The organism is Flavobacterium sp. 38 (assembly GCF_057799715.1).
In genome coordinates this window covers 1-22,122 of record NZ_JBYNWZ010000010.1, presented here as the reverse complement: position 1 = coordinate 22,122, position 22,122 = coordinate 1, and the positions used below count along the sequence as shown (strand labels likewise).

General features: G+C 33.9%; 17 protein-coding genes and 1 tRNA gene. 11 read left to right on the top strand and 7 right to left on the bottom strand.

Going from position 1 to position 22,122, the window contains the following annotated elements; translation table 11 throughout:
- Window positions 1–71: 71 nt before the first annotated feature.
- Together AC3E9W_RS19320 and AC3E9W_RS19315 are read right to left on the bottom strand one after the other, a co-directional pair.
- Window positions 72–1,028 carry a GSCFA domain-containing protein gene (locus tag AC3E9W_RS19320; RefSeq protein ID WP_488769648.1) on the bottom strand — a complete coding sequence of 319 codons (957 nt, stop codon included), beginning with the start codon at window positions 1,026–1,028 and terminating at the stop codon, window positions 72–74.
- 105 nt (window positions 1,029–1,133) lie between these two features.
- Window positions 1,134–1,910, bottom strand: coding sequence for a hypothetical protein (locus tag AC3E9W_RS19315; protein ID WP_306158503.1), 777 nt, complete (start codon window positions 1,908–1,910; stop codon window positions 1,134–1,136).
- A gap of 266 nt (window positions 1,911–2,176) precedes the next feature.
- On the opposite strand from AC3E9W_RS19315, the gene AC3E9W_RS19310 reads away from it, so the two are divergent.
- Entirely contained in the window at window positions 2,177–3,922 is a 1,746-nt protein-coding gene (locus AC3E9W_RS19310; protein ID WP_488769647.1) for an ABC transporter ATP-binding protein, read from the top strand.
- Between the two features lie 385 nt (window positions 3,923–4,307).
- Here AC3E9W_RS19310 and alaS read toward each other — a convergent pair whose 3' ends face one another.
- Window positions 4,308–6,938, bottom strand: coding sequence for an alanine--tRNA ligase (gene alaS, locus AC3E9W_RS19305; protein ID WP_488769646.1), 2,631 nt, complete (start codon window positions 6,936–6,938; stop codon window positions 4,308–4,310).
- Between the two features lie 268 nt (window positions 6,939–7,206).
- On the opposite strand from alaS, the gene AC3E9W_RS19300 reads away from it, so the two are divergent.
- The 9 genes from AC3E9W_RS19300 to AC3E9W_RS19260 all read left to right on the top strand — a co-directional run bounded on the left by AC3E9W_RS19300 (window position 7,207) and on the right by AC3E9W_RS19260 (window position 15,434).
- Window positions 7,207–8,184 (top strand): peptidoglycan DD-metalloendopeptidase family protein, encoded by a 978-nt coding sequence (locus AC3E9W_RS19300; protein ID WP_488769645.1) that lies wholly within the window; start codon window positions 7,207–7,209, stop codon window positions 8,182–8,184.
- Window positions 8,185–8,231: 47 nt separating this feature from the next.
- Window positions 8,232–8,564, top strand: a complete 333-nt coding sequence (locus AC3E9W_RS19295) for a MerR family transcriptional regulator (RefSeq protein WP_125722513.1) — start codon at window positions 8,232–8,234, stop codon at window positions 8,562–8,564.
- Between the two features lie 33 nt (window positions 8,565–8,597).
- A complete protein-coding gene (locus tag AC3E9W_RS19290; RefSeq protein WP_488769644.1) occupies window positions 8,598–9,182 on the top strand; it encodes a LemA family protein in 585 nt (194 codons plus the stop codon).
- A 67-nt stretch (window positions 9,183–9,249) separates the two neighbouring features.
- Window positions 9,250–9,687 (top strand): TPM domain-containing protein, encoded by a 438-nt coding sequence (locus AC3E9W_RS19285; RefSeq protein ID WP_306158493.1) that lies wholly within the window; start codon window positions 9,250–9,252, stop codon window positions 9,685–9,687.
- A 3-nt stretch (window positions 9,688–9,690) separates the two neighbouring features.
- Entirely contained in the window at window positions 9,691–10,533 is an 843-nt protein-coding gene (locus AC3E9W_RS19280; RefSeq protein WP_306158491.1) for a TPM domain-containing protein, read from the top strand.
- A gap of 109 nt (window positions 10,534–10,642) precedes the next feature.
- Window positions 10,643–11,056, top strand: coding sequence for an RrF2 family transcriptional regulator (locus AC3E9W_RS19275; RefSeq protein WP_125722517.1), 414 nt, complete (start codon window positions 10,643–10,645; stop codon window positions 11,054–11,056).
- A 247-nt stretch (window positions 11,057–11,303) separates the two neighbouring features.
- Complete coding sequence (locus AC3E9W_RS19270) at window positions 11,304–13,850, top strand: TonB-dependent receptor (RefSeq protein WP_488769643.1); 2,547 nt, start codon at window positions 11,304–11,306, stop codon at window positions 13,848–13,850.
- A 167-nt stretch (window positions 13,851–14,017) separates the two neighbouring features.
- Window positions 14,018–14,572, top strand: a complete 555-nt coding sequence (locus AC3E9W_RS19265) for a hypothetical protein (RefSeq protein WP_488769642.1) — start codon at window positions 14,018–14,020, stop codon at window positions 14,570–14,572.
- Between the two features lie 121 nt (window positions 14,573–14,693).
- A complete protein-coding gene (locus AC3E9W_RS19260) occupies window positions 14,694–15,434 on the top strand; it encodes a DUF2490 domain-containing protein (RefSeq protein WP_488769641.1) in 741 nt (246 codons plus the stop codon).
- A 239-nt stretch (window positions 15,435–15,673) separates the two neighbouring features.
- Here AC3E9W_RS19260 and AC3E9W_RS19255 read toward each other — a convergent pair whose 3' ends face one another.
- The 4 genes from AC3E9W_RS19255 to era all read right to left on the bottom strand — a co-directional run bounded on the left by AC3E9W_RS19255 (window position 15,674) and on the right by era (window position 21,715).
- A complete protein-coding gene (locus AC3E9W_RS19255; protein WP_488769640.1) occupies window positions 15,674–18,427 on the bottom strand; it encodes an outer membrane beta-barrel protein in 2,754 nt (917 codons plus the stop codon).
- A 157-nt stretch (window positions 18,428–18,584) separates the two neighbouring features.
- The gene (gene der / locus AC3E9W_RS19250; RefSeq protein WP_306158481.1) at window positions 18,585–19,898 is read right to left on the bottom strand and encodes a ribosome biogenesis GTPase Der; all 1,314 of its coding nucleotides are present in this window, start codon (window positions 19,896–19,898) and stop codon (window positions 18,585–18,587) included.
- A gap of 286 nt (window positions 19,899–20,184) precedes the next feature.
- Window positions 20,185–20,778: a CHAP domain-containing protein gene (locus AC3E9W_RS19245; RefSeq protein ID WP_488769639.1), complete on the bottom strand. Its 594-nt coding sequence runs from the start codon at window positions 20,776–20,778 to the stop codon at window positions 20,185–20,187.
- Window positions 20,779–20,833: 55 nt separating this feature from the next.
- Window positions 20,834–21,715, bottom strand: coding sequence for a GTPase Era (gene era / locus AC3E9W_RS19240; protein WP_488769638.1), 882 nt, complete (start codon window positions 21,713–21,715; stop codon window positions 20,834–20,836).
- Between the two features lie 117 nt (window positions 21,716–21,832).
- Here era and AC3E9W_RS19235 point away from each other — a divergent pair.
- Window positions 21,833–21,905 (top strand) — tRNA-Met (locus AC3E9W_RS19235).
- The last annotated feature ends 217 nt before the right edge of the window (window positions 21,906–22,122 follow it).

Below are 22,122 nucleotides of genomic sequence, written 5' to 3'. Positions count from 1 at the left end.
CCATGCAGAATAAAATTAATTTGTGATAATTTGTGTAATTTGTGGTTGAAAAAAAAGCAATGGCAAAAAAATTAAAACTTAATATGTGGCAGTTTTTTTCCTAAAGCGTCAATTTTCTGCTGTAATTTGGCTAAGAATTTTTGATGTTGTTCTGAGTCTGGATTGAAGCTTCTGTGGCGTAGGCTTTTCTGGATTTCGTCTACTTCCTTCATGAGAAGAAAACTATTTTCTGAGATATTATTTTCGCTGAAAAGCTTCCAAATATAGTCAACCGCGATTTGGTTAGGATGCAGCATATCTTCTGCATAAAAACGATAGTCGCGAAGTTCATCCATCATGATTTCGTAAGAAGGAAAGTATTCTAATTTTAGATTGTTGATTTTAGATTTTAGATTGGAATGGAGTGCTGTAAACAAATGCGATTTACTAAGCTGATTTTCTACAAAACCATCTTTTATATGGCGTACAGGAGAAATGGTAAATATGAAATTGATATTTGGATTTAAAGTCTGAATCGACTCAATTGTATTTTGAATACTTTTTTGAATTACTTCTGCTGATAATAATTCTTTTGAAAACTGTTTTTGAGGCACTTTGTGGCAATTGGCTACAATTTGATCTTTCTCCAAGTTTCTATAAATCCAAGAAGTTCCAAAAGTGATGATAATATGAGTTGCTTCTTTTACTTGTTTGTAGGTTTCTGCAACTGCTTTGTTAAGTGTTTCTAGCAATTCCTGACGATCTGAATTGCTCAAATCAGAATGCACTTCATAACTATGCCAAAGTTCGTTATAAAAGAAAACATCTTTTTCTTCAAACCATTCTTGCTTCCAAATTCGATTAAATAATTTCTCAATAGAAACTGGATTGAAAATAATCCCAAACGGATTGGTTTCATTCTGAAATTTAAAATAATCGAACTTATCCGCCATATTTTCTGCAAAACAAGAACCAATAGAAAGTACTTTCGAATTGTAATCGATCGGATTGTTACTTTTTGAAATTGGGATTTGAGTTCTGAATTGCATGGCTTTTTTATTCAAAAATACAGCTTAATACCCACTTATTCATCAAAAAAAATCCCCAATTAACTCAAAATAGCTAATTGGGGACTTTATTTTATTGGAAACTAATTAATAAGTAATTTGAACTTTGAAAGAATCATTTGCATCTCCAGCAAATATCTCACTTAAGAAATTACTAGAATTGTATTTCAATTTGTAATCTACACTAGCAGTTTGAACTGCTTTTCCGTCAGCATTATAAGTTACGGTTACACTTGTCAATGCATTATTTGCAGAATAGAAATCAAATTCATTGTCTAAGTCTAATAAAAGTTTTAGACCTGTAATGTTCACAAACGGGCTTTTCTTATCGTCATATGTACTAGTTATTTTTTCTTTCACTCCGTCTATAAATTCAGTAGAAATGATATTTCCATTTGCGAATGTGTATAGGGTCGTCGTATCGTATTTAATTTCCTGTCTGTTGATTATTTCTGACTCATTTACATTTACAGTTCCGTTTGCGTTATATACAAAAGTCAATTTTTCTTGAGATGTGGTATTAAAAGCATCTGTAGTAATTTTAGAAACTAGTTTTGTTCCCTCGTAAGCATAAACATCAGTCCATTGTAAAACTCCTGACTTAAAATACTCTACTTTAGTAATAAGATCTCCTGTGTAAGTGTAAACAGATTTTGAAGCATCTGATAGGGAAATTTGCTTTAATTTATTTCCATCATAAGTTAATGTGTAATCAAGAGTTCCAGATTTTCCGTTTTCAACAACTGTTTCGGTAATTTTTGTTGGTAATAATGCTGCAGATCCTTCTTCTGAACCATTATCATCACTAGAGCAAGAAGTTAAAGAAAGTGTTAATGCACTAAAAAGGCATAAAAATTTTTTCATTTTGTTTATGGTATTAAATGTTATTACCGCAAACGTACTACAACCAAAAACCAAAACCTTACGTGATTCCGCATTCGTAACAAATATTTTTTTCTTTTTTTTTAGCATTCAATTTTCAAAAAACACCTTTTATAGAAAAAACTATAATCACCAACTTTTACTGCAACTTAACAGCGTTAAAAAATTACATTTTTAATAACAAAAAACGTAATCACAAACCCAAACAATTCCTTATTTTTGCATCTTCCATTATTTTTTAATCTTATATGAAATTATTATATACCTACATCATCAGACATAAAATGCTTTTGTTTTTTGCTTTGATAATGGCTACCATCAACATTTGTTTTAGTTTGTCAGATTCTGTAATTACAGGAAAATTAATGCAGGACTGCGGCGTTGGTCTCACAAAATACAAAGGAAACGAAATCGGCTTTATTAAATCTCTGGCATTCTGGCTGGGACTTTCACTTGGAGCAGCCATGATTTCGAGAATTACCAAAAACTTTCAGGATTATTTTACCAATGTTGTCATTCAGCGTACTGGCGCCCAGATGTACACAGACGGAATCAAAAAATCTCTCGACCTTCCGTATGCTGAATTTGAAGATCAGCGAAGCGGTGAAACTTTAAGTAAATTAACCAAAGTGAGAATTGATTCTGAAAAACTGATTACGCTTTCGATTTCTTTGATTTTCCAGACCATAATCGGGTTTATTTTTGTTATCGTTTATGTTGCCCGAATTGATTTAAGAATCTCCATTATCTTTTTAATTACAGCTCCAATTATTGCTTTGGTGAGTTTGTATTTGGGAAAAAAGATTAAAATAGTTTCTAGAAAAATCGTAAACCAAACCAATGCACTTGCCGGTTCTACGACTGAAAGTTTACGAAATATCGAATTGGTAAAAAGTCTCGGGTTAACTTATCAAGAAGAGAAGCGTTTAAATCTGAATACGTTTAAAATCCTTCAATTAGAATTACAGAAAATCCGATTTATTAGAAGTTTAAGTTTTATACAAGGAACTACTGTTCACTTTTTAAGAACGTGTGTGGTTTTTGCTTTGTATTATTTCTTATTCGGAGGAAAAATCATTGTCGGAGATTTATTGACAATGGTATTTTTTACCTTCTTTATTTTTGGCCCTTTACAAGAGCTTGGAAACTTTATTATTGCTTTGAATGAAACGAAAGTTTCAATGGAGAATTTCAAAAACTTACTGAATGCTCCAAAAGAATTTCGTCCAAAGACACCTAAACATATTGGAGCGATTCAGAAATTATTTTTCGAAAATGTTAGTTTTCAACATAAAACGGCAAAATTTAAAGCGGTTGAAAATATTAATTTCGAAATTCAACAAGGACAAACTGTTGCTTTTGTCGGTCCGTCGGGATCTGGAAAAACAACATTGGTAAAATTGTTAGTCGGATTATATACTCCAGCGGAAGGCCAGGTTTTATATAATGACATCGATTCCACCGAAATTGATTTATTAGATTTAAGAAAACAGCTTGGTTTTGTAACTCAGGATGCTCAATTATTCTCAGGAACAATTCGCGAAAACTTATTATTCGTTAAGCCAAATGCAACCGACGAAGATTTGTACGATGCGCTAAAAAGAGCTAGCTGTGACAAACTTTTAAGACGTGCAGAAGACGGTCTAAATACAACAATCGGCGAAGGCGGAATTAAAGTTTCGGGTGGAGAAAAACAGCGTTTGTCTATTGCCAGAGCCATCTTAAGAAATCCGAATTTATTGATTTTTGACGAAGCAACTTCAGCTTTGGATTCGATTACTGAAGAAGAAATTAATGATACCATCAGAAATATCTCTGACAAAAACAGAATCACCGTTTTAATCGCGCATCGTTTATCTACTGTTATGCATGCAGATAGAATTTTCGTTTTAGAACAAGGTAAAATTATCGAACAAGGTAAACACGATGATCTTATTGTGGAGAAAGGATTGTACTATGCTATGTGGCGCCAGCAAATTGGGGAGCGAAAATAGTTTTTTTTTTAAGCTACTAAGATCTAAGGTTCTAAGCTTCTAAGTTTTTCTGCTACTGATTAAAAGATTAATTAATGGCTACATAAAATAACCCGATAGATTAAAAATCTATCGGGTTTATTTTTTGAAATAGACTTTACTTTTTGTTTAAAAATCTTTTTTAAACGCATCGTTTTGTCATTTCGACGAAGGAGAAATCTTCGTAAGTAGCTCCGTAAAGCATGTCAAATCTTTGGCGAGTTTCTCGCGAAGATTTCTCCTTCGTCGAAATGACATAAAATGAGGAAAAAACAAAACCCGACAGATTTTAAAAAATCTGTCGGGTTTATTTTTGAATTATAAAAAACTTAGAACCTTAGTATCTTAGCTTCTTAGCATCTTTTTTTTATTTAACAAAATCGGCAGCTTTAGAAAGTGCCTCAGCAATTCCATCAGCGTTTTTACCTCCTGCAGTTGCGAAGAAAGGCTGACCTCCTCCGCCTCCTTGAATGTATTTACCCAATTCGCGAACCACTTGTCCTGCGTTTAGATTTTTGCTTGCCACAATTTCTTTAGAAACATAACAAGTTAACATTGGTTTTCCGTCGTTAACCGTTCCGAAAACTACAAATAGATTTTGGTATGAATTTCCTAATTCGTAAGCCAAATCTTTTGCTCCCTCAGGGTTTAAATCAACTTGTTTTGCCAAGAATTGAACTCCGTTAATTTCTTGTAATTCTTTAGCCAAGTCAGCTTTCATATTTTTGGCTTTATCTTTTAACAAAGCTTCCAATTGTTTTTTCAACTGAGCATTCTCGTCTTGCAATGCGTGAATCGCTTTTACAGGATCTGGAGCATTTTTAAGTGCTTCTTTAATTTCGCCAAAAGAAAGCGCCTGAGACTCAAAATATTCTTTTGCGGCTTCGCTTGTAATTGCCTCAATTCTTCTAATTCCAGCTGCAACAGCTCCTTCAGAAACGATTTTAAAGTGCCAGATATCAGATGTATTGGCAACGTGTGTTCCTCCGCATAATTCGACAGAATCTCCAAATTTAATCGTACGAACTAAATCTCCATATTTTTCACCAAACAAAGCAATTGCTCCATCTTCTAAAGCCTGCTCTTTCGGAATTGCTCTTTTTTCAATTAATGGTAAACTTTCACGAATTCTTGCGTTAACAAAGTTTTCAACCTCTAGTAATTCTTCGTCTGTAACTTTTGCAAAGTGAGAAAAGTCAAAACGCAATGAAGCATTACGTACCATCGAACCTTTCTGTTCGATATGCGTTCCTAAAATCTTACGCAAACCTTGGTGCAATAAATGCGTAGCCGAGTGATTTGACGAAGTTTTAGCTCTTTGAATCGCATCAACAACAGCATTAAAAGTTCCAGTTAAGTTTTCTGGTAACGATTTAGCTAAATGTATCGTTTGGTTATTTTCTTTTTTCGTATCAATAATGTAAACGATATCACCGTTTTGTGCTTCTAAATATCCTTTGTCCCCAGTTTGTCCTCCGCTTTCTCCATAAAAAGGCGTTGCATTGAAAACCAATTGAAAAATCTCACCATCTTTTGCACTTTCTACTCTACGGTATTTTGTGATTTTAACCTGATGCGACAATCTGTCATAACCCACAAATTCCTGAATATCATCTTCAACAATTACATGCCAGTCTCCAGCAGTTACTTTAGAAGCTGCACGAGATCTCTCTTTTTGCAATTGCAATTGCTCTTGGAATCCTTTTTCGTCTAGTTTCAATCCTTTTTCTGAAAGAATCAAAGCCGTTAAATCGATTGGAAATCCGTAAGTATCATACAATTCGAATGCTTTTTTACCATCGATTGTATCGCCTGTATTATTTAAAATTACAGCATCTAAAAGAATTAATCCTTGATCTAAGGTTCTTAAAAATGAATTTTCTTCTTCACGAATAACATTTGAACAAAGCGCTTTCTGCGTTCTGATTTCTGGGAAAGAATCTCCCATCTGTTCGCTTAAAGTTTCTACCAATTTATAGATAAAAGCTTCTTTAGTATTTAGGAAAGTAAATCCGTAACGAATAGCACGACGCAAAATTCTACGAATTACATAACCAGCACCAGTGTTAGAAGGCAACTGACCGTCAGCAATAGCAAAAGCTACCGCACGAACGTGATCTGCTACAACACGAATTGCAATATTTACTTTTTCTTCTGCTTCGTTTGAAGCTTTAACTGTATAAGTTGCTCCCGTAATTGTTTCGATTTCTCTAATTAATGGCATGAAAACATCTGTATCATAATTAGATGTTTTTCCTTGTAAAGCCATACACAAACGCTCAAATCCCATTCCGGTATCTACGTGCTGTGCAGGAAGTTTTTCAAGAGAACCATCCGCTTTACGGTTGAATTCCATGAATACATTATTCCAAATTTCAACTACTTGCGGGTGATCATTATTTACTAAACTTTTTCCAGAAACCTGAGCTTTTTCTTCTGCAGAACGTAAATCAACGTGAATTTCAGAACAAGGTCCACAAGGTCCTTGATCTCCCATTTCCCAGAAATTATCTTTTTTGTTTCCTAAAATAATTCTGTCCTCGTCAATTAAAGTTTTCCAGATATCCCAAGCTTCTTGGTCAAACGGAACGTTATCTTCTTTGCTTCCTTCAAAAACAGAAACATAAAGATTTTCTTTAGGAATTTTATAAACCTCAGTCAATAATTCCCAAGCCCAGTTGATTGCCTCTTTTTTGAAGTAATCTCCAAAAGACCAGTTTCCTAACATTTCAAACATCGTATGGTGGTACGTATCAATACCAACCTCCTCAAGATCATTATGTTTTCCTGAAACACGAAGACATTTTTGCGTATCGGCTATTCTTGGACTTTTTGGAGTTCCGTTCCCTAAGAAAAATTCTTTAAACTGGGCCATTCCCGAGTTATTGAACATTAAGGTTGGGTCGTCTTTAAGGACAATAGGAGCCGATGGGACAATTGTATGCCCTTTACTCTCAAAAAAATCTAAAAATTGTTTACGTACGTCTTGTGATTTCATATTTTAATTAGAAAATGTGTCTGTTTAATGTGTCAATTTGATAATTAGACAATTAGATAATCTGTGAATTTGATAATGCGTTAATTTCGAAATCGATAATAAAAAACTAATCGTTTAAAACAATAAATTCCTTATTTTGCGCATTATATAATTACCCCAATTATATAATTAACCTATCTTCTTGTAAAAAGCCTTTATGACTGCAACATTTTGCAATATTGTTCGTCTAAGTTATTTTACAAGCTGCAAAAATAGCGTATTTTAAAATATGGCGAAAGTAAAATATTATTACGACTCAGAAAATCTGGCTTATACGAAAATAAAAACCAGAAAAAGAATAAAAATTGGTTACGCATTCCTGTTTTTAGTCGCTTCGGCACTATTTGGCTTTTTAGTTTTTGTCCTTTTAATAAACACTCCTTATTTCGAAACTCCCAAAGATCGTTTGCAGGCCCGAGAGATTGAAAATTTAAAACTGCAATATGCTATTTTGAATAAAAAATTAGACGAAATTGATGAAGCTGCAGATGCTTTAGAAGAACGTGACAATAATATTTACCGCATTTATTTTAACAAAGCCGAAATTCCAGATTCTATTCGAAAAGCAGGTTTTAAAAATTCTGACCGATATAAAATTTTAGAAGGATACAATAATTCGCAATTGGTTCTAAATACCACAAAAAGAATTGATAAGCTTTCGAAGCAATTGGCCATTCAATCCAAATCTTTAGATGAGATTTTAAAATTAGCTGGAGCTAAAGAAAACTTATTATTGGCAATTCCTGCCATTCAGCCAGTCCGAAATGAAAATTTAAAACGTGTTGCGTCAGGTTTTGGATACCGCATTGATCCTTTCACGAAAGTGCGAAAAATGCATAACGGAATGGATTTTACTGCCAATACAGGCGCTCCAATCTACGCAACAGGAGATGGCGTTGTAGAAAGAGCAGACAACACTGCTTCTGGATACGGAAACCATGTTGTGATCAGGCACGGTTTTGGATATGAAAGTTTGTATGCGCATTTAAGCAAATACAACTGCCGTCCGGGACAGCGAGTAAAACGCGGCGATGTTATTGGTTATGTCGGAAGTACAGGAAGATCAGAAGGTCCGCATTGTCATTATGAAGTGCACAAAGACGGAAAAGTGGTAAATCCGCTGAATTTTTATTACGGAAATATTTCGGCTGTAGAATATGTCGCAATTTCACAAATGGCAAATCAAGAAAACCAATCATTAGATTAATAGTACAAAAAATACTATTTTTGAAATAAAATAGAAAAAAACGAACCATGCATATTGAACTTTCTAAAGACAAAAGATATTACAGTATTGGCGAAGTTGCCAAAGCTTTTAATGTCAATGCTTCTTTGATACGATTTTGGGACAGCGAATTTGATATTCTGAAACCTAAAAAAAATGCAAAGGGAAATAGAATGTTCACCCCAGAAGATATTACCAATCTTCAATTAATCTATCACTTAGTAAAAGAAAGAGGATTTACGCTTGATGGTGCGAAAATACACTTAAAAGAAGGTCAGAAGAAAACGTTAGATAAATTCGAAATAATACGTAAATTAGAGTCGATAAAAACGCAACTGAACGACATCAAAAACGAATTGTAATTAAAAATTGAAATAAACCTAAATTAAACAAATATGAAAAAGTGGTTAATCCCTGTAGGAATTATTGTAGCACTTATTGCTATTATCGCATTTTGGTCGATTGGTATTAAAAATACTGCTTTGCAACACAGTCAAGCTGTAAATAAAGAATGGGGAAATGTTCAGACGGCTTACCAAAGACGTAATGATCTTATCGGGAATTTAGTAAACACTGTAAAAGGTGCTGCAGATTTTGAAAAAGGAACTTTAACCGCAGTAATCGAAGCTCGTGCAAAAGCTACTTCGGTAACTATTGATCCAAGTAATGTAACTCCAGAACAATTAGCAGCATTTAACCAAGCGCAAAGTGGAGTAAGTTCATCTTTATCAAGATTATTGGTTTCTGTTGAACAATATCCAACTTTAAAAGCAAACGAAAACTTCTTGAAATTACAAGACGAATTGGCAAGTACTGAAAACCAGATTCTAACAGCCAGAACTCGTTTTAACGAATCTGTACAAGTTTACAACGGATATGTTTTAAAAATTCCGAACAACTGGTTCTTGAGCGAATACAAAGAAAAACCATACTTTGAAGCATCGACTGGAGCAGACAAACCTGTTGAAGTAAAATTCTAATATCAAAGATTTAATTGAGAATCCATTTTCAATCTAAAATCTACAATCTTAACTCTAAAATCAAAAAATGTCAAAAGTAGAAGATTTTTTAACCAAAGAAGAAGAGCAAGAAATTGTTGAAGCTATTCGCATGGCCGAAAATAATACTTCTGGCGAAATTAGAGTTCATATAGAAAAAACAACTTCTAAAGTCCATTTTGACAGGGCTTTAGAAGTTTTTCATGAATTGCGAATGGACGAAACGAAACTAAAAAATGGCGTATTGCTCTATTTTGCAGTTGACGACAAAAACTTTGTAATTTGTGGAGATAAAGGAATTAATGATTTGGTAGCCAATGATTTTTGGGATTGTACCAAAGACATTATGACCAACCACTTTAAAGCTGGAAACTTTAAACAAGGAATTGTTGAGGGCATCTTAAATGCCGGAACACAGCTTAAAAAATATTTTCCTTCTCAGGAAGATGATGTAAACGAATTATCTAACGAAATCTCAAAAGGATAAATAATGAAAATTTCTAAAAACAAAATCACAAATTCCAATAGAATTTTTCAGATTACTTTTTTGTTTATCGCATTATTTATCAGCAATGCTATTTTTGCGCAATTTGAGATTCCGCCAAAACCAAGTTTTCAGACTTCTGTTTATGATTATGCCAACATTTTAAGTTCAACAGAAAAAGCACAATTAGAAGAAAAACTAGTTCGCTACTCCGATTCTACAACTACTCAAATTGTGGTAATTACTATTGAAAGTTTAAAAGGAGAAGATGTAAGCCAGCTAGCAACAAAATGGGGACAAACTTGGGGAATTGGAGGAACAAAAGAAGACGATAATGGCGTTGTAATTCTTTTAGCTAAAAATGAAAAGAAAATTGCCATCAATCCAGGTTACGGTCTTGAAGATCGTTTAACGGCAGGTATTGGTGGAACTATTATTAGAAATATTATCATACCAGAATTCAAGGCGGGAAGTTTTTACAACGGTCTTGACAAAGGAACTGATGCTATTATTGACGTTTTTAAAGGAAAATTTAAAGGCGAACGCAAAACAACCAATAAAGGACAAGACTTTCCTATTCTTCCTTTTATCGTAATTGTTGTTATTGTTTTAATTCTACTTTCTCGAAATAAACGAGGCGGTGGAGGAAACTCAGGAAACAATGGCGGCGGTGGCCCTAGCCTGCTCGATGTCATCATTCTAAGTAATCTTGGAAGAAGTGGCGGAGGCGGCGGATTTGGAGGATTCGGTGGCGGATCTTCTGGAGGCGGTTTCGGCGGTGGCGGTGGCTTCGGCGGCGGATTTGGCGGTGGAGGTTTCTCTGGCGGAGGATCTAGCGGAGGCTGGTAATTAAATTTTGTTTCATGTTTTAAGTTTTGTTTAAAGTTTCAAGTTATCTTTGAAGATATTTTAAATTCAAAATTTAATTCATAATTTATAATTCATAATTAAAAAATAGATGTTATCACATAAAGCAAAATATGCCCTTAAGGCCTTACTTTATTTAGCAGAACAAGACGAAAATCACATTTCTAGAACAGTAGAAATTGCGGATGGCGCTAATATTCCTAAAAAGTTTTTGGAACAGATTTTATTAGATCTGAAACGCGGTCGTTTTGTAAGCAGTAAGCAGGGAAAATTTGGCGGATACTACCTGATAAAATCTAAAAATGACATTACTTTGGCAGAAATTCACCGATTATTTGACGGTGCAATTGCACTTTTGCCATGTGCTTCTCTAAATTTTTATGAGCCTTGCTCTGATTGCAAAACCGAGGACGAATGCAGTCTGCGTCACGGTTTAATGCTGATTAGAGATAAAACTTTGAAGGCTATGGAAGGTATCACAATTGCTTCATTAGTGAAGAAATAAAAAAATATTTTCTAAATCCTAGTAAATCGATAGAATTAATTATATATATTTGCCAAAAATAATTAACTAATCATTTACAAAATTTTAACTCATGAAAGTACCTTCTAGTAAATCAGGTGGAAAAAATCTTTTGCAAAACTATAATAACAAATTCACAACTGTGAATACTGCTTCATTTATGATGTGTATGTGCTGGTAAAAAAAATTTAATTCTAAATTCTACTAATCACATATACTTAATATAAAAATGAAAACATCTATAAAAAATATATTTACAATACTTGCAGTTTTAACGTTCTCAATCTCATTCGCACAAAAAATTGAAGGAGTTGTAACTACAGATCAAAATATTCCTTTAGAAGCAGCCAATGTGGTAATTAAAGGAACAACATTTAGCACAATTACAGATTCTGAAGGACGTTTTTCGATAGAATCTCAAGGAAAATTGCCTATTACGCTTTTAGTTCAATACATTGGATACAAAACCAACGAACTTGAAATTACAGCAATTCCTGCTTCTCCTTTATTGGTAACTTTACGCGAGGAAAACCAATTGGTAGAAGTTGTAGTTTCTTCAAGAAGAAGAATCGAAAAAGTTCAGGATGTGCCAATTGCCGTTTCTGTCGTAACAGGAAAACAAGCAGAACAAGCGGGAGCGTTTAACGTAAACCGTATTAAAGAATTGGTTCCTTCGGTTCAATTGTATTCTTCTAACCCAAGAAATACTGGAATCAACATTAGAAGTTTAGGTTCTCCATTCGGACTTACAAATGATGGTATCGATCCTGGAGTTGGTTTTTACGTTGACGGTGTTTATTATGCACGTCCAGCAGCGACAACTTTAGATTTTATCGATGTTGAACAAATCGAAGTTTTACGTGGACCACAAGGTTCTTTATTTGGAAAAAATACCACTTCTGGGGCTTTTAATATTACTTCTCGCAAACCAAGTTTTACATCGGGTGCCGATTTTGAAGTAAGTTATGGAAATTATGCCTTTTTGCAGGCTAAAGCTTCTATTACTGGAGCATTAGGAAAAAAAGTGGCTGGCCGTTTATCTTTTTCTGGAACTCAGCGTGACGGTTTAATTGATAACGTTGCTACTGGAAGACCAACCAACACTTTGAATAATCAAGGTTTTAGAGGACAACTATTATGGACTCCTACCGAAAATACAAACATTATTTTTGCAGGAGATCTTACAACACAGCGTCCTGACGGATATGCGCAGGTTGTTGCTGGTGTTGCCCCTACTCAAAGGGCTGCATACCGTCAGTTTGATGCTATTATTGCCGATTTAAATTATCAATTGCCAAGTTTAAATGCTTTTGACCGTAAAATAGATCATGATACGCCTTGGCGTTCTGGACAAGATTTAGGAGGTGTTTCATTAAACATTGACACTAAAATTGGCGGTGGAACATTGACTTCTACAACAGCTTGGCGTTTCTGGAACTGGGATCCGTCAAATGACAGAGATTTTACGGGATTGCAGGTTTTAGCTAAATCTCAAAACCCAACAAGACAAACTCAGATTACACAAGAAGTTCGTTATGCTGGTCAGTTAACTTCAAAAATTAGCGGTGTTGCTGGAGTATTCTTTATCGATCAAACTTCTCAAACAGACGGTACAGAAGAATCTGGAAATGCACAATGGAGATTCTCTCAAAGCTCAACAAGTCCGTTATGGAAAACTCCTGGCCTTTTTGAAGGTTACGGAATTAAAACAGATGCAAGAATCAGAGCTTCTAGTGCAGCTGTATTCGGACAGATTGATTGGGCTGTTACAGAGAGATTCCACATTTTACCGGGTTTGAGATATAATTTTGATAAAAAAGATGCAAGTTATTCTCGTAAAACATACGGAGGTCTTCAGACTACAGATCCAGCCTTATTGGCTTTAAAAAAATCAGTTTACTCCGATCAGGCATTTGATTCTGATACAGATAACACAGACTTTTCTGGAAACTTAACGCTTACTTACAAAGCATCAGACAAAATCAATGCTTATGCTACTTATGCTAAAAGTTATAAGCCAGTTGGAGTTAACGTAGCTGGGCTTCCAACCAATGCAGCTGGACAGCCGTTGACTGAACTTGCAGTGGTTAAGCCAGAAAAAGTAAACCATTATGAAATTGGAGTAAAAACGTCTCCATTTAAAAACTCAATTTTCAACTTAACGTTCTTTAATACCGATATCAAAGATTTTCAAACCAACGTTCAGGCGGCTGAGTTGGGTGTAAACCGCGGTTATCTTGCTAATGCAGACAAAGTTCGTGTAAGAGGTGCAGAATTGGATGCTAGCTTTGTTATCAATTCACACTTGACAATAAATGGAGCTGCAACTTATACAGATGGTAAATATGTGAAATTTACAAATGCACCACTTCCTTTAGAAGAAACCGGAGCACCAGTTGCCTTTAAAGATGTTTCTGGAACTGAATTGCCAGGAGCTTCAAGATGGGCAGGTTCTCTTGGAGGTGAGCTTTCTGACAATGCGAGATTCTTTGGAAATGCTGGAAAAATTTACTTCGCTGCTGACGGCTATGCACGTTCTGAATTTTCGTCAAGTCCTTCAGCTTCAAAATATTTAGTTGTACAAGGTTATGCAATCTTTAATGCCCGTTTAGGTTTCCGTGCTTCGCAAGGTTTATCTGTTCAGTTTTGGGGACGCAATCTTTTAAATAAAGATTACTACGAGCAATTATTGCCTGCAGGTGGTAACTCAGGACAATATGCTGGAGTTATTGGTGATCAAAGAACTTATGGAGTTACATTGAAGTATTCTCTATAAGTGGTTAGTTAGTTTTAGTATTAAAACGAGATGTATTTTTAAGATACATCTCGTTTTTTTTATTTATTTTTTAAACAAACCTTAAACTGTCATTTTAAAAACTTCCAGAGTCTTTTTTTGATTTTTAAAATATTGAAATTTAATGTTCTTTTTAAATTTTCAATAATTTGAACACTACAATACAGACTTACTACAATTTTACTATTTCAGAAAATGAGATTTCATTTGATCCTTATTGGTACAGCAAATCGAATAATATCGTAAATTTAATTTTAGGGGTTTTAGTTTTAACTATTGGTTTTCTTGTATTGGAGTTTATTAATTCTCTAATCGGTTTATATACTGCTTTTGTTATTATTTTTCTTTTAATTTCGAATAGTCTTTATTTGTTTTTAATTCGAAACAAAACCACTATCAAATTTGATAAAAAAATAGATTCTTTTTACAAGATTACACCCATCGCTAAAAAGAAAATCTGCAATCTCAGCAGTATTTTAGCTATTTCATCAAAATCGAAATCAAATTCTTTTTATTATCAGTTGACTATAAAAAATGAAAACTCAAACAAAAACTTCCGTTTTACTTCTGTAATAAAAAGCGGTCATGGAAACAATCCGGAAGTTCGTTTTTTACAATTGGAAATCATTCCGCAATTAGAATTATTTTTAAACACCAATAAGAATAAAGACCAGCTTTATGGTTTTGAAGATACTTCGATTTAAGTGAAATAATTTTCAAAGAATAAAACTATCACAAAATCAAACAAAAAGCATTTTAAAAAACAAACCTAAATTCAATTCGTATATTCTGTTTTCTATATATTCGCAGCCTGAATTTATAGTATTGAAAAAGTATCAGCGAATATTTTTTGTTATAATCTTGACGAGTCAGCTTTTAAGCGGACAAAACCAAAGAAAAATCGACCAGCAGACTTTAACCTGGATTCGATACTATAATATTTTTCCGTTAAGCGAAAAATGGGCTATTCATTCTGAATTTGACAATCGAAGCTTTGTAAATCCTGTCCACGAAAATCTTTTTGTCATTAGATCTCAAGCTCGCTACAGAGCAAACAAAATGATCGATTTGGGAGCTGGATTTGCTTATTTTAATGTAAACACACAAAATCCGAATGTTGATCCTGATTACTCTGTACCCGAATATAGAGCGCAGCAAGATATTACTTTGATTAATGATATTGCCAAAATCACTTTTCACAACCGTTTTCAGCTAGAAGAACGGTTTATTCAAAAAGCAGATAAAAATGGATTATTGAATGAATTTTCATTTGCTTACAGATTTAGATATCGTTTACAGTCTCAATTTACGATTTGGGAAAAGGAAAAACGAAGTATAAAAGGAACTATTTCTGATGAAATTTTATTCAATTTCGGAAAAGACAATCGCAGAAATACTTTTGACCAAAATCGTATTTACTTTGCTTTACGCTATCATTTTAATCCAAATCTTGGATTAGAATTGGGCTATTTAAAAAACTTTCAGAGACGCGCAAGCGGAGTAGATTTTTACGATCGGGATATTATCAGGTTTACGGTTTACCATAGGATCAATCGAAAATTTTAGATTTTAGATTTTAGATTTTAGATTTTAGATTTTAGATTTTAGATTTTAGATTTTAGATTTTAGATTTTAGATTTTAGATTTTAGATTTTAGATTTTAGATTTTCCAATAAAAAAACCGAAAATCAAAAATTTGATTTTCGGTTTTTTTATTATTCCCTTTGTTTCTTTGTTTCTTTGTTTCTTTGTTTCTTAGAAGCTCAGAACCTCAGCTCCTCAGCTCCTCAGCCCCTCAAAAAAAACTACGATCCCCTTTGTCTTTTTCCTCCTTTTTTGCTTTCGGCGAAGTTTCCTATTTTATAAGCTAGAGAAAACATTACATATCGCTTTAAAACGGTGTTTTCTTCGTCTCTAATAGAAGTTGGCGAAATAGTTCTTGTTGCGCTTTGATTCTGATTTAAGACATCGTAGACTTTCACTTTTGCGTATAATTTTTTATCCAAAAATCCGTAAGACAAACTGGTGTTCCAAAGGAAGAAATCTTTTTTGAAATCATCTGAAATATTCGAATTATAAGTATATCCAAAATCATTTCCGAAAATCAAATTGGCTGGCCAGTAAGAAGTCGTCTGCATATTAATTCTATGAATTACGTTTGAAGTCGCATCTCTTGAAAAGTTTTCGTATCTCGTTTCGTTGTACGATAAACTATAAGACGGTGCGATCGAAAGCACTTCTCCATAATCGTACGAAGCATAAACGCTAGGCGTAATTACAACCGATTTGGCATAATACAAAACCGCATTTGTAAATCCTTTATCAAAATTGTAGTTACCGCTTAAACGCAAACCGTATCTAATCGTATGCGCATCTTTCTTAATCTGCTGATTCCAGTTTCCTCCAACCGAAGCCGAATACGTTCCTGAAATATTTACATAAGTAGTATTTCTTTTTCCGCTGTCATCATAAATAGAAGTCGAAACGATATCATTATTATAATAATCTCCTTTAAGGAATAAACTATAGCCGGAACGTGTTCTAAAATCAAAATTTTTAAAATCAATTCCCGCCGTATTTTTCTCAATCGGATTTAAGTTTGGATTACCAATTACACTATTCAGCGGATTATTCAGATCTGCAACTGGCATTAACTGCGTTGCTGACGGAAGCGCATTAGAATAATCGTATTTAAACGTTAAGTTTTTAGAACGGTTAAATTTGTATCGAAGCTGTGCCGTTCCGTACGGAAGCATATATCTTTTATTCAAATCAGTCGCTTGATTTAAGTAAAAAGAATGGTTATCAAATTCTACAATTGAGGTTCTTGAGTTTACATTAAGCGATAATTTGCTTTTCTGCCAGCTAATCCCAACTTTTGGGGTAATTGAGTTTTGTTTGGATGTTGTATAATTCGTCAGCGATAAATTCAAATCGGAATATTCCTGTGATGCATCATCAAAATTAAATGTCTTTTGATCGTTCATCGAACTCTGCCAGTCAAAATCGGTTCCAAAACGAACTCGAAGAGAATCTGTAATAGGCTCCGTATATTCTAAGTCAAGCGAATATGCATCACTTTTAGAAGTATTTTTTGCATTCTGGTTTCTTTCGTCATTTGGTTTTGAATCCTGATAAAAAATAGTCTCCGAAATATTAATTCCGTTCGAATCATTTTTCGTGTTATTGTTATTAAAAACAACACTTAAATTTCGAGATTTCTTTTCGAAAGTTTTATTGAAATTAATGCTATTGGCAAAACTCGTATTTGAACTTTCTGTATGCGATGTCGCTGTACTTTCGTTCAATGCTTCTCCATTTTCATCCTCAGAAAAAGATGAAGACGAAGAATTGCTGTTCGATTCAGACAAATTCAATTTTGGAGCCACAACAATCTGCATCGTAGGATTGATTTTATACTCTAATTCAAAATTGGCTTTATTACCCGTATTTTCATTTCTAGTTTTAGAATCTGCTTCAGTCAAAATATTTCCTGTTGGCAACAAACTAAGCTGATTGGATTTACTGTCGTTTTTAGTCACCGAATTGGTAAAGTTGTAACTGCTCATAAACTCCAAATCCTCTGTCCAATCATCGGAATAATTAATTCCAGCCAAAGTCGACTGCGTAATTCCTTTTCCTCCACTGCTAGCGCCTTGACTGCCTCCTCTTGCATTTCGACCGCCTCCCATATTATCAAAAACATCATCCATAGAAAATCCGGTTGAGTTGATATTATTTGACGAAGCCAAAACACTAATTTTTTGTTTGTTTTTGAAGAAGTTCATCATCAAACTGCTTTCGTAACGTTCGTCTGAACCATACCCGCCAAGGACTTTACCGAAATATCCTTTATTTTTCTTTTCGTCAATGGTAATATTTATACTCGAATAATCTGAAGTCGATTCTTGTTTGGAAAGCTCTTCTTTTTTGGTTTTAAAATCAGAAACCTGAACTTTTTTAATAATATCGGCAGGAAGATTCTTTATGGCAATAGCGCCATCTTTATCAAAAAATGCTTTTCCATTTACTAAAACCTGATTGACTTCTCGCCCATTTACCGTAATTTTTCCTGTATTATCTACGTCAAATCCTGGAAGCTGTTTTAGCAATGTCTCCACATTGGCATCTGGACGCACTTTGTACGATCCAGCATTAAATTCTAAAGTGTCTTTTTTAATCGTAATTGGCGGTGCTTCGCTCTTAATAATCACTTCATTCAAAACATTTGCATTTTCAAGCATATACAATTTACCAAAATCTTTACTTTCAGTAAGATTTTTTTGCTCTTCGTAATACGCTTGGTATCCAGTATAATTTACTTTTAAGAAAACTGGTTTATCATACTTTTTAGTATTGATAATAAAATTTCCGTTTTTATCTGTTGTAGCATATTCAATAATTGTAGAATCTTTTACAGTAGTAAAATAAACGGTTGCGAGTTCAAGCGGAAGCTGCGAATTAATATCTACTACAGTTCCTTTAACGACAATATTGTTTTGTGCACTTGCCGAATAAACAAAGGCTAAAAACAATAGAAATGAATAAATCTTGGTCATAAAATTAGGTTAGTTAGATCAGTAAGACTTAAAAAAATGCAAAAGGTTTAATTGTATTTTTTACATTTATTCAAATATAATGCCAATAAAAAATTGATCTTGTAATTATCTAGACACAAAACATAAAAAAGTCCCCTACTCTAGGGGACTCATTTTTTTATTTTTCTCTTATGTAAATATCGATTGGAACTCCTGCAAAATCCCATTTTTCACGAATTTTATTCTCAAGGTATCGCTTATAAGGCTCTTTAACATACTGCGGTAAATTAGCAAAAAATACAAATTGAGGCGTTTGAGTTGGCAATTGCATGCAATATTTAATTTTTACATATTTCCCTTTTGTAGCTGGTGGCGGATATGCTTCAATTACTTTCAACATATATTCGTTGAATTTTGAAGTCGAAATTCTTTGTTTTCTATTTTCGAAAACTTGAACCGTAGCTTCCAACGCTTTTAACAAACGCTGTTTCGTTAAAGCCGAAACGAAAAGAATTGGCACATCTGTAAATGGCATCAATTCTTTTTTGATTTTCTCTTCGTAATCCCTTGTAGACATGGTATCTTTTTCTACCAAATCCCATTTATTTACCAAGATTACAACACCTTTTCTATTCTTCTCAGCCAACCAGAAAATACTCTGATCCTGACCTTCGAATCCGCGGGTTGCATCGATTACCAAAATACAAATATCAGCGTGTTCGATTGCACGCACAGAACGCATTACAGAATAAAACTCTAAATCTTCTTTTACTTTTGCTTTACGGCGAATTCCCGCAGTATCAACCAAATTAAATTCGAAACCAAAACGGTCAAATTTAGTATCAATTGCATCACGAGTCGTTCCTGCAATATCAGTTACCATAAAACGATCTTGACCAATTAATGCATTGATAAAGCTAGATTTACCAGCATTTGGACGACCAACTACAGCAAAACGAGGCAGAACAACTTCTGGCTGAACTGGTTCTGGTTTTACCGGAAAAGATTCGATTAAAGCATCTAATAAATCTCCAGTTCCGCTTCCAGAAATACTGGCAAAAGTATAATAATCACCTAAACCAAGGTTATAAAACTCTACCGCATCTTTCTCACGCATTGCGTTATCAACCTTATTTACGGCCAATAAAACTGGTTTTGTTACTTTACGAAGCAATTTTGCAACGGTTTCATCCATTGGCGTAATTCCTTCTTCAACATCAACCACAAAAATAATAACATCGGCTTCGTCAATAGCAAGCTCTACCTGTTTACGAATTTCACCTTCGAAAATGTCATCAGACCCTCGAACGTATCCACCTGTATCAATGACAGAAAACTCTTTTCCGTTCCACTCGCTTTTACCATAGTTTCTATCACGGGTAACCCCAGATACAGAATCTACAATAGCTTCTCTTCTTTGTATCAGCCTATTAAACAGGGTCGATTTCCCCACGTTAGGTCTTCCTACTATCGCAACAATGTTATTATTCATTTTTTTGAATTTTAGATTTTAGACTTCCGATTTCAGATTTCAATTTCCTTGAAATTCTGTCTCTTACCATCCAAAATGCTTATTTGAAATTTTTTGCAAAGGTAGTTAAAAAAAGTTGTTGACTACCAAGTTTCTATCCCGATAGCTATCGGGACTAAGTTTTTTATTTTTTTAGGAGCTATTTCCTGCTATCCGTTTCAATCTTTTTTATTGTAAAAAAAACAATAAAAAAGGATTTCCACTTCTATCAGGGCTAGGGCTTTAAGGTTTCAAGAACATTTTGTTTCTATTTTTTTCTCAACCACCCTAAAATTCTGTTGCTCTCGATTTTACAATTTCCTTCTTGAATTTTCAAACCAAAAACTTCTCTTGAACCGCTGAAAGGCCCTGGATTCTGCTGAATGATTTCAATTTCATTTTCTGAAACTTTCGAAATTATGGCCACATGACCAAACCTGTTTAACAGCGAACTAGAAAAAATAACCAAATCTCCTGTTTCTGGTTTTGACATACTTGGATTTGTATATTGAATTAAATTTCGATTGCCGTTTAAGTTGCCGTCTTTAATTTTAGAATCAAAAAAATCTTTTGCATGACCGTAAGCATCTGGCATTTTATGATTATAATGCTCATAATAATACCTTTTTACGAACTCTACACATTGGTATTTCAGACCTAAATTATAATTGTCTTTTGTAACGTTTCTTCCTTCAACATTATCAACACCGCCATTATAATAAACTTTTACACCATGTAAACTGTCAAGTGCCTGCCCTATTTTGTAATCATTATTGAGATTAACTTTTTTAATAATTGTCATTCCTGCATAAACTAAAGCTAAAATCGTAATTATTAAAATTGTAATCTTTTTAATTTTCATAGAGTCTCATTTTCAAAAATCATTTTCGTTTAACGAATAAACGGTTAAACAAAAATTATTGATTATAACCGAATCGTTTCAGCATATTAGCATTACTTCTCCAATTTTTGTTCACTTTAACATAAAGCTCAATGTGAATTTGTTTTCCGAAGAATTTCTCCAAATCAGCACGGGCATCAGTTCCTACTTTTTTCAAAGCAGCACCTTTATGTCCGATAATAATTCCTTTTTGAGTATCGCGCTCGACCATAATCACAGAACGGATTCTGATAATTTTTTCGTCTTCATGAAATTCTTCTGTAACAATTTCTACCGCGTACGGAATCTCTTTACTGTAGTTCAATAAGATTTTCTCACGAATGGTTTCGTTAACAAAGAAACGTTCTGGCTTGTCTGTTAATTGATCTTTAGGATAATAAGCTGGAGATTCTGGCAATAATTCGATAATTCTGCCGAAAACTTCTGGAACGTTGAAGTTCTGCAAAGCCGAAATCGGGAAAATTTCTGCATTTGGCACTTTTTCTTTCCAGAAAGCCACTTGCTCTTCCAATTGTTCTTGGTTCGAATTATCAATTTTATTTAAAAGCAATAAAACCGGAATCTTTGCGTAGATAATTTTATTAAAGAAAGCTTCATCTTTTAAATCTTGCTCTCCTATTTCGACCATGTAGATTAAAATGTCAGCATCTTCAAAAGCCGATTTCACAAAATTCATCATCGATTCCTGCATTTCGTATGCCGGTTTAATAATTCCAGGAGTATCCGACAAAACCAATTGAAAGTCTTCTCCGTTTACGATTCCTAAAATTCTATGACGTGTAGTTTGTGCTTTTGATGTAATGATCGACAATCGTTCTCCAACGAAAGCGTTCATCAATGTTGATTTTCCAACATTTGGATTTCCGATGATATTTACGAAACCTGCTTTGTGTGACATTTTATGTAAAATTTATTTTGCAAAGGTAGTCATATCAAGTTAATACAGAAAATAAAACATTTTTTAATATTTTCGTTGGAATTCTCAAAAATCGACGTATCTTTGCACTCGAAACATCGCGGGATAGAGCAGTAGGCAGCTCGTCGGGCTCATAACCCGAAGGTCACAGGTTCGAGTCCTGTTCCCGCTACTAAGACAAAAGCTTCAGAGAAATCTGGAGCTTTTTTATTTAATTTATTTGTGAGAAGGATCATATCCGCCGCAGCGGACACAGGTTCGAATCCTGTTCCCGCTACTACTTTAAAGTAAAAGCCTGAGAAATCTAGATTTCTCAGGCTTTTTTTATGATTCGAAAAATCTTATAATATTTCTTATCAAATATAAAAAGCCTGTATTTTCTCGGGAAA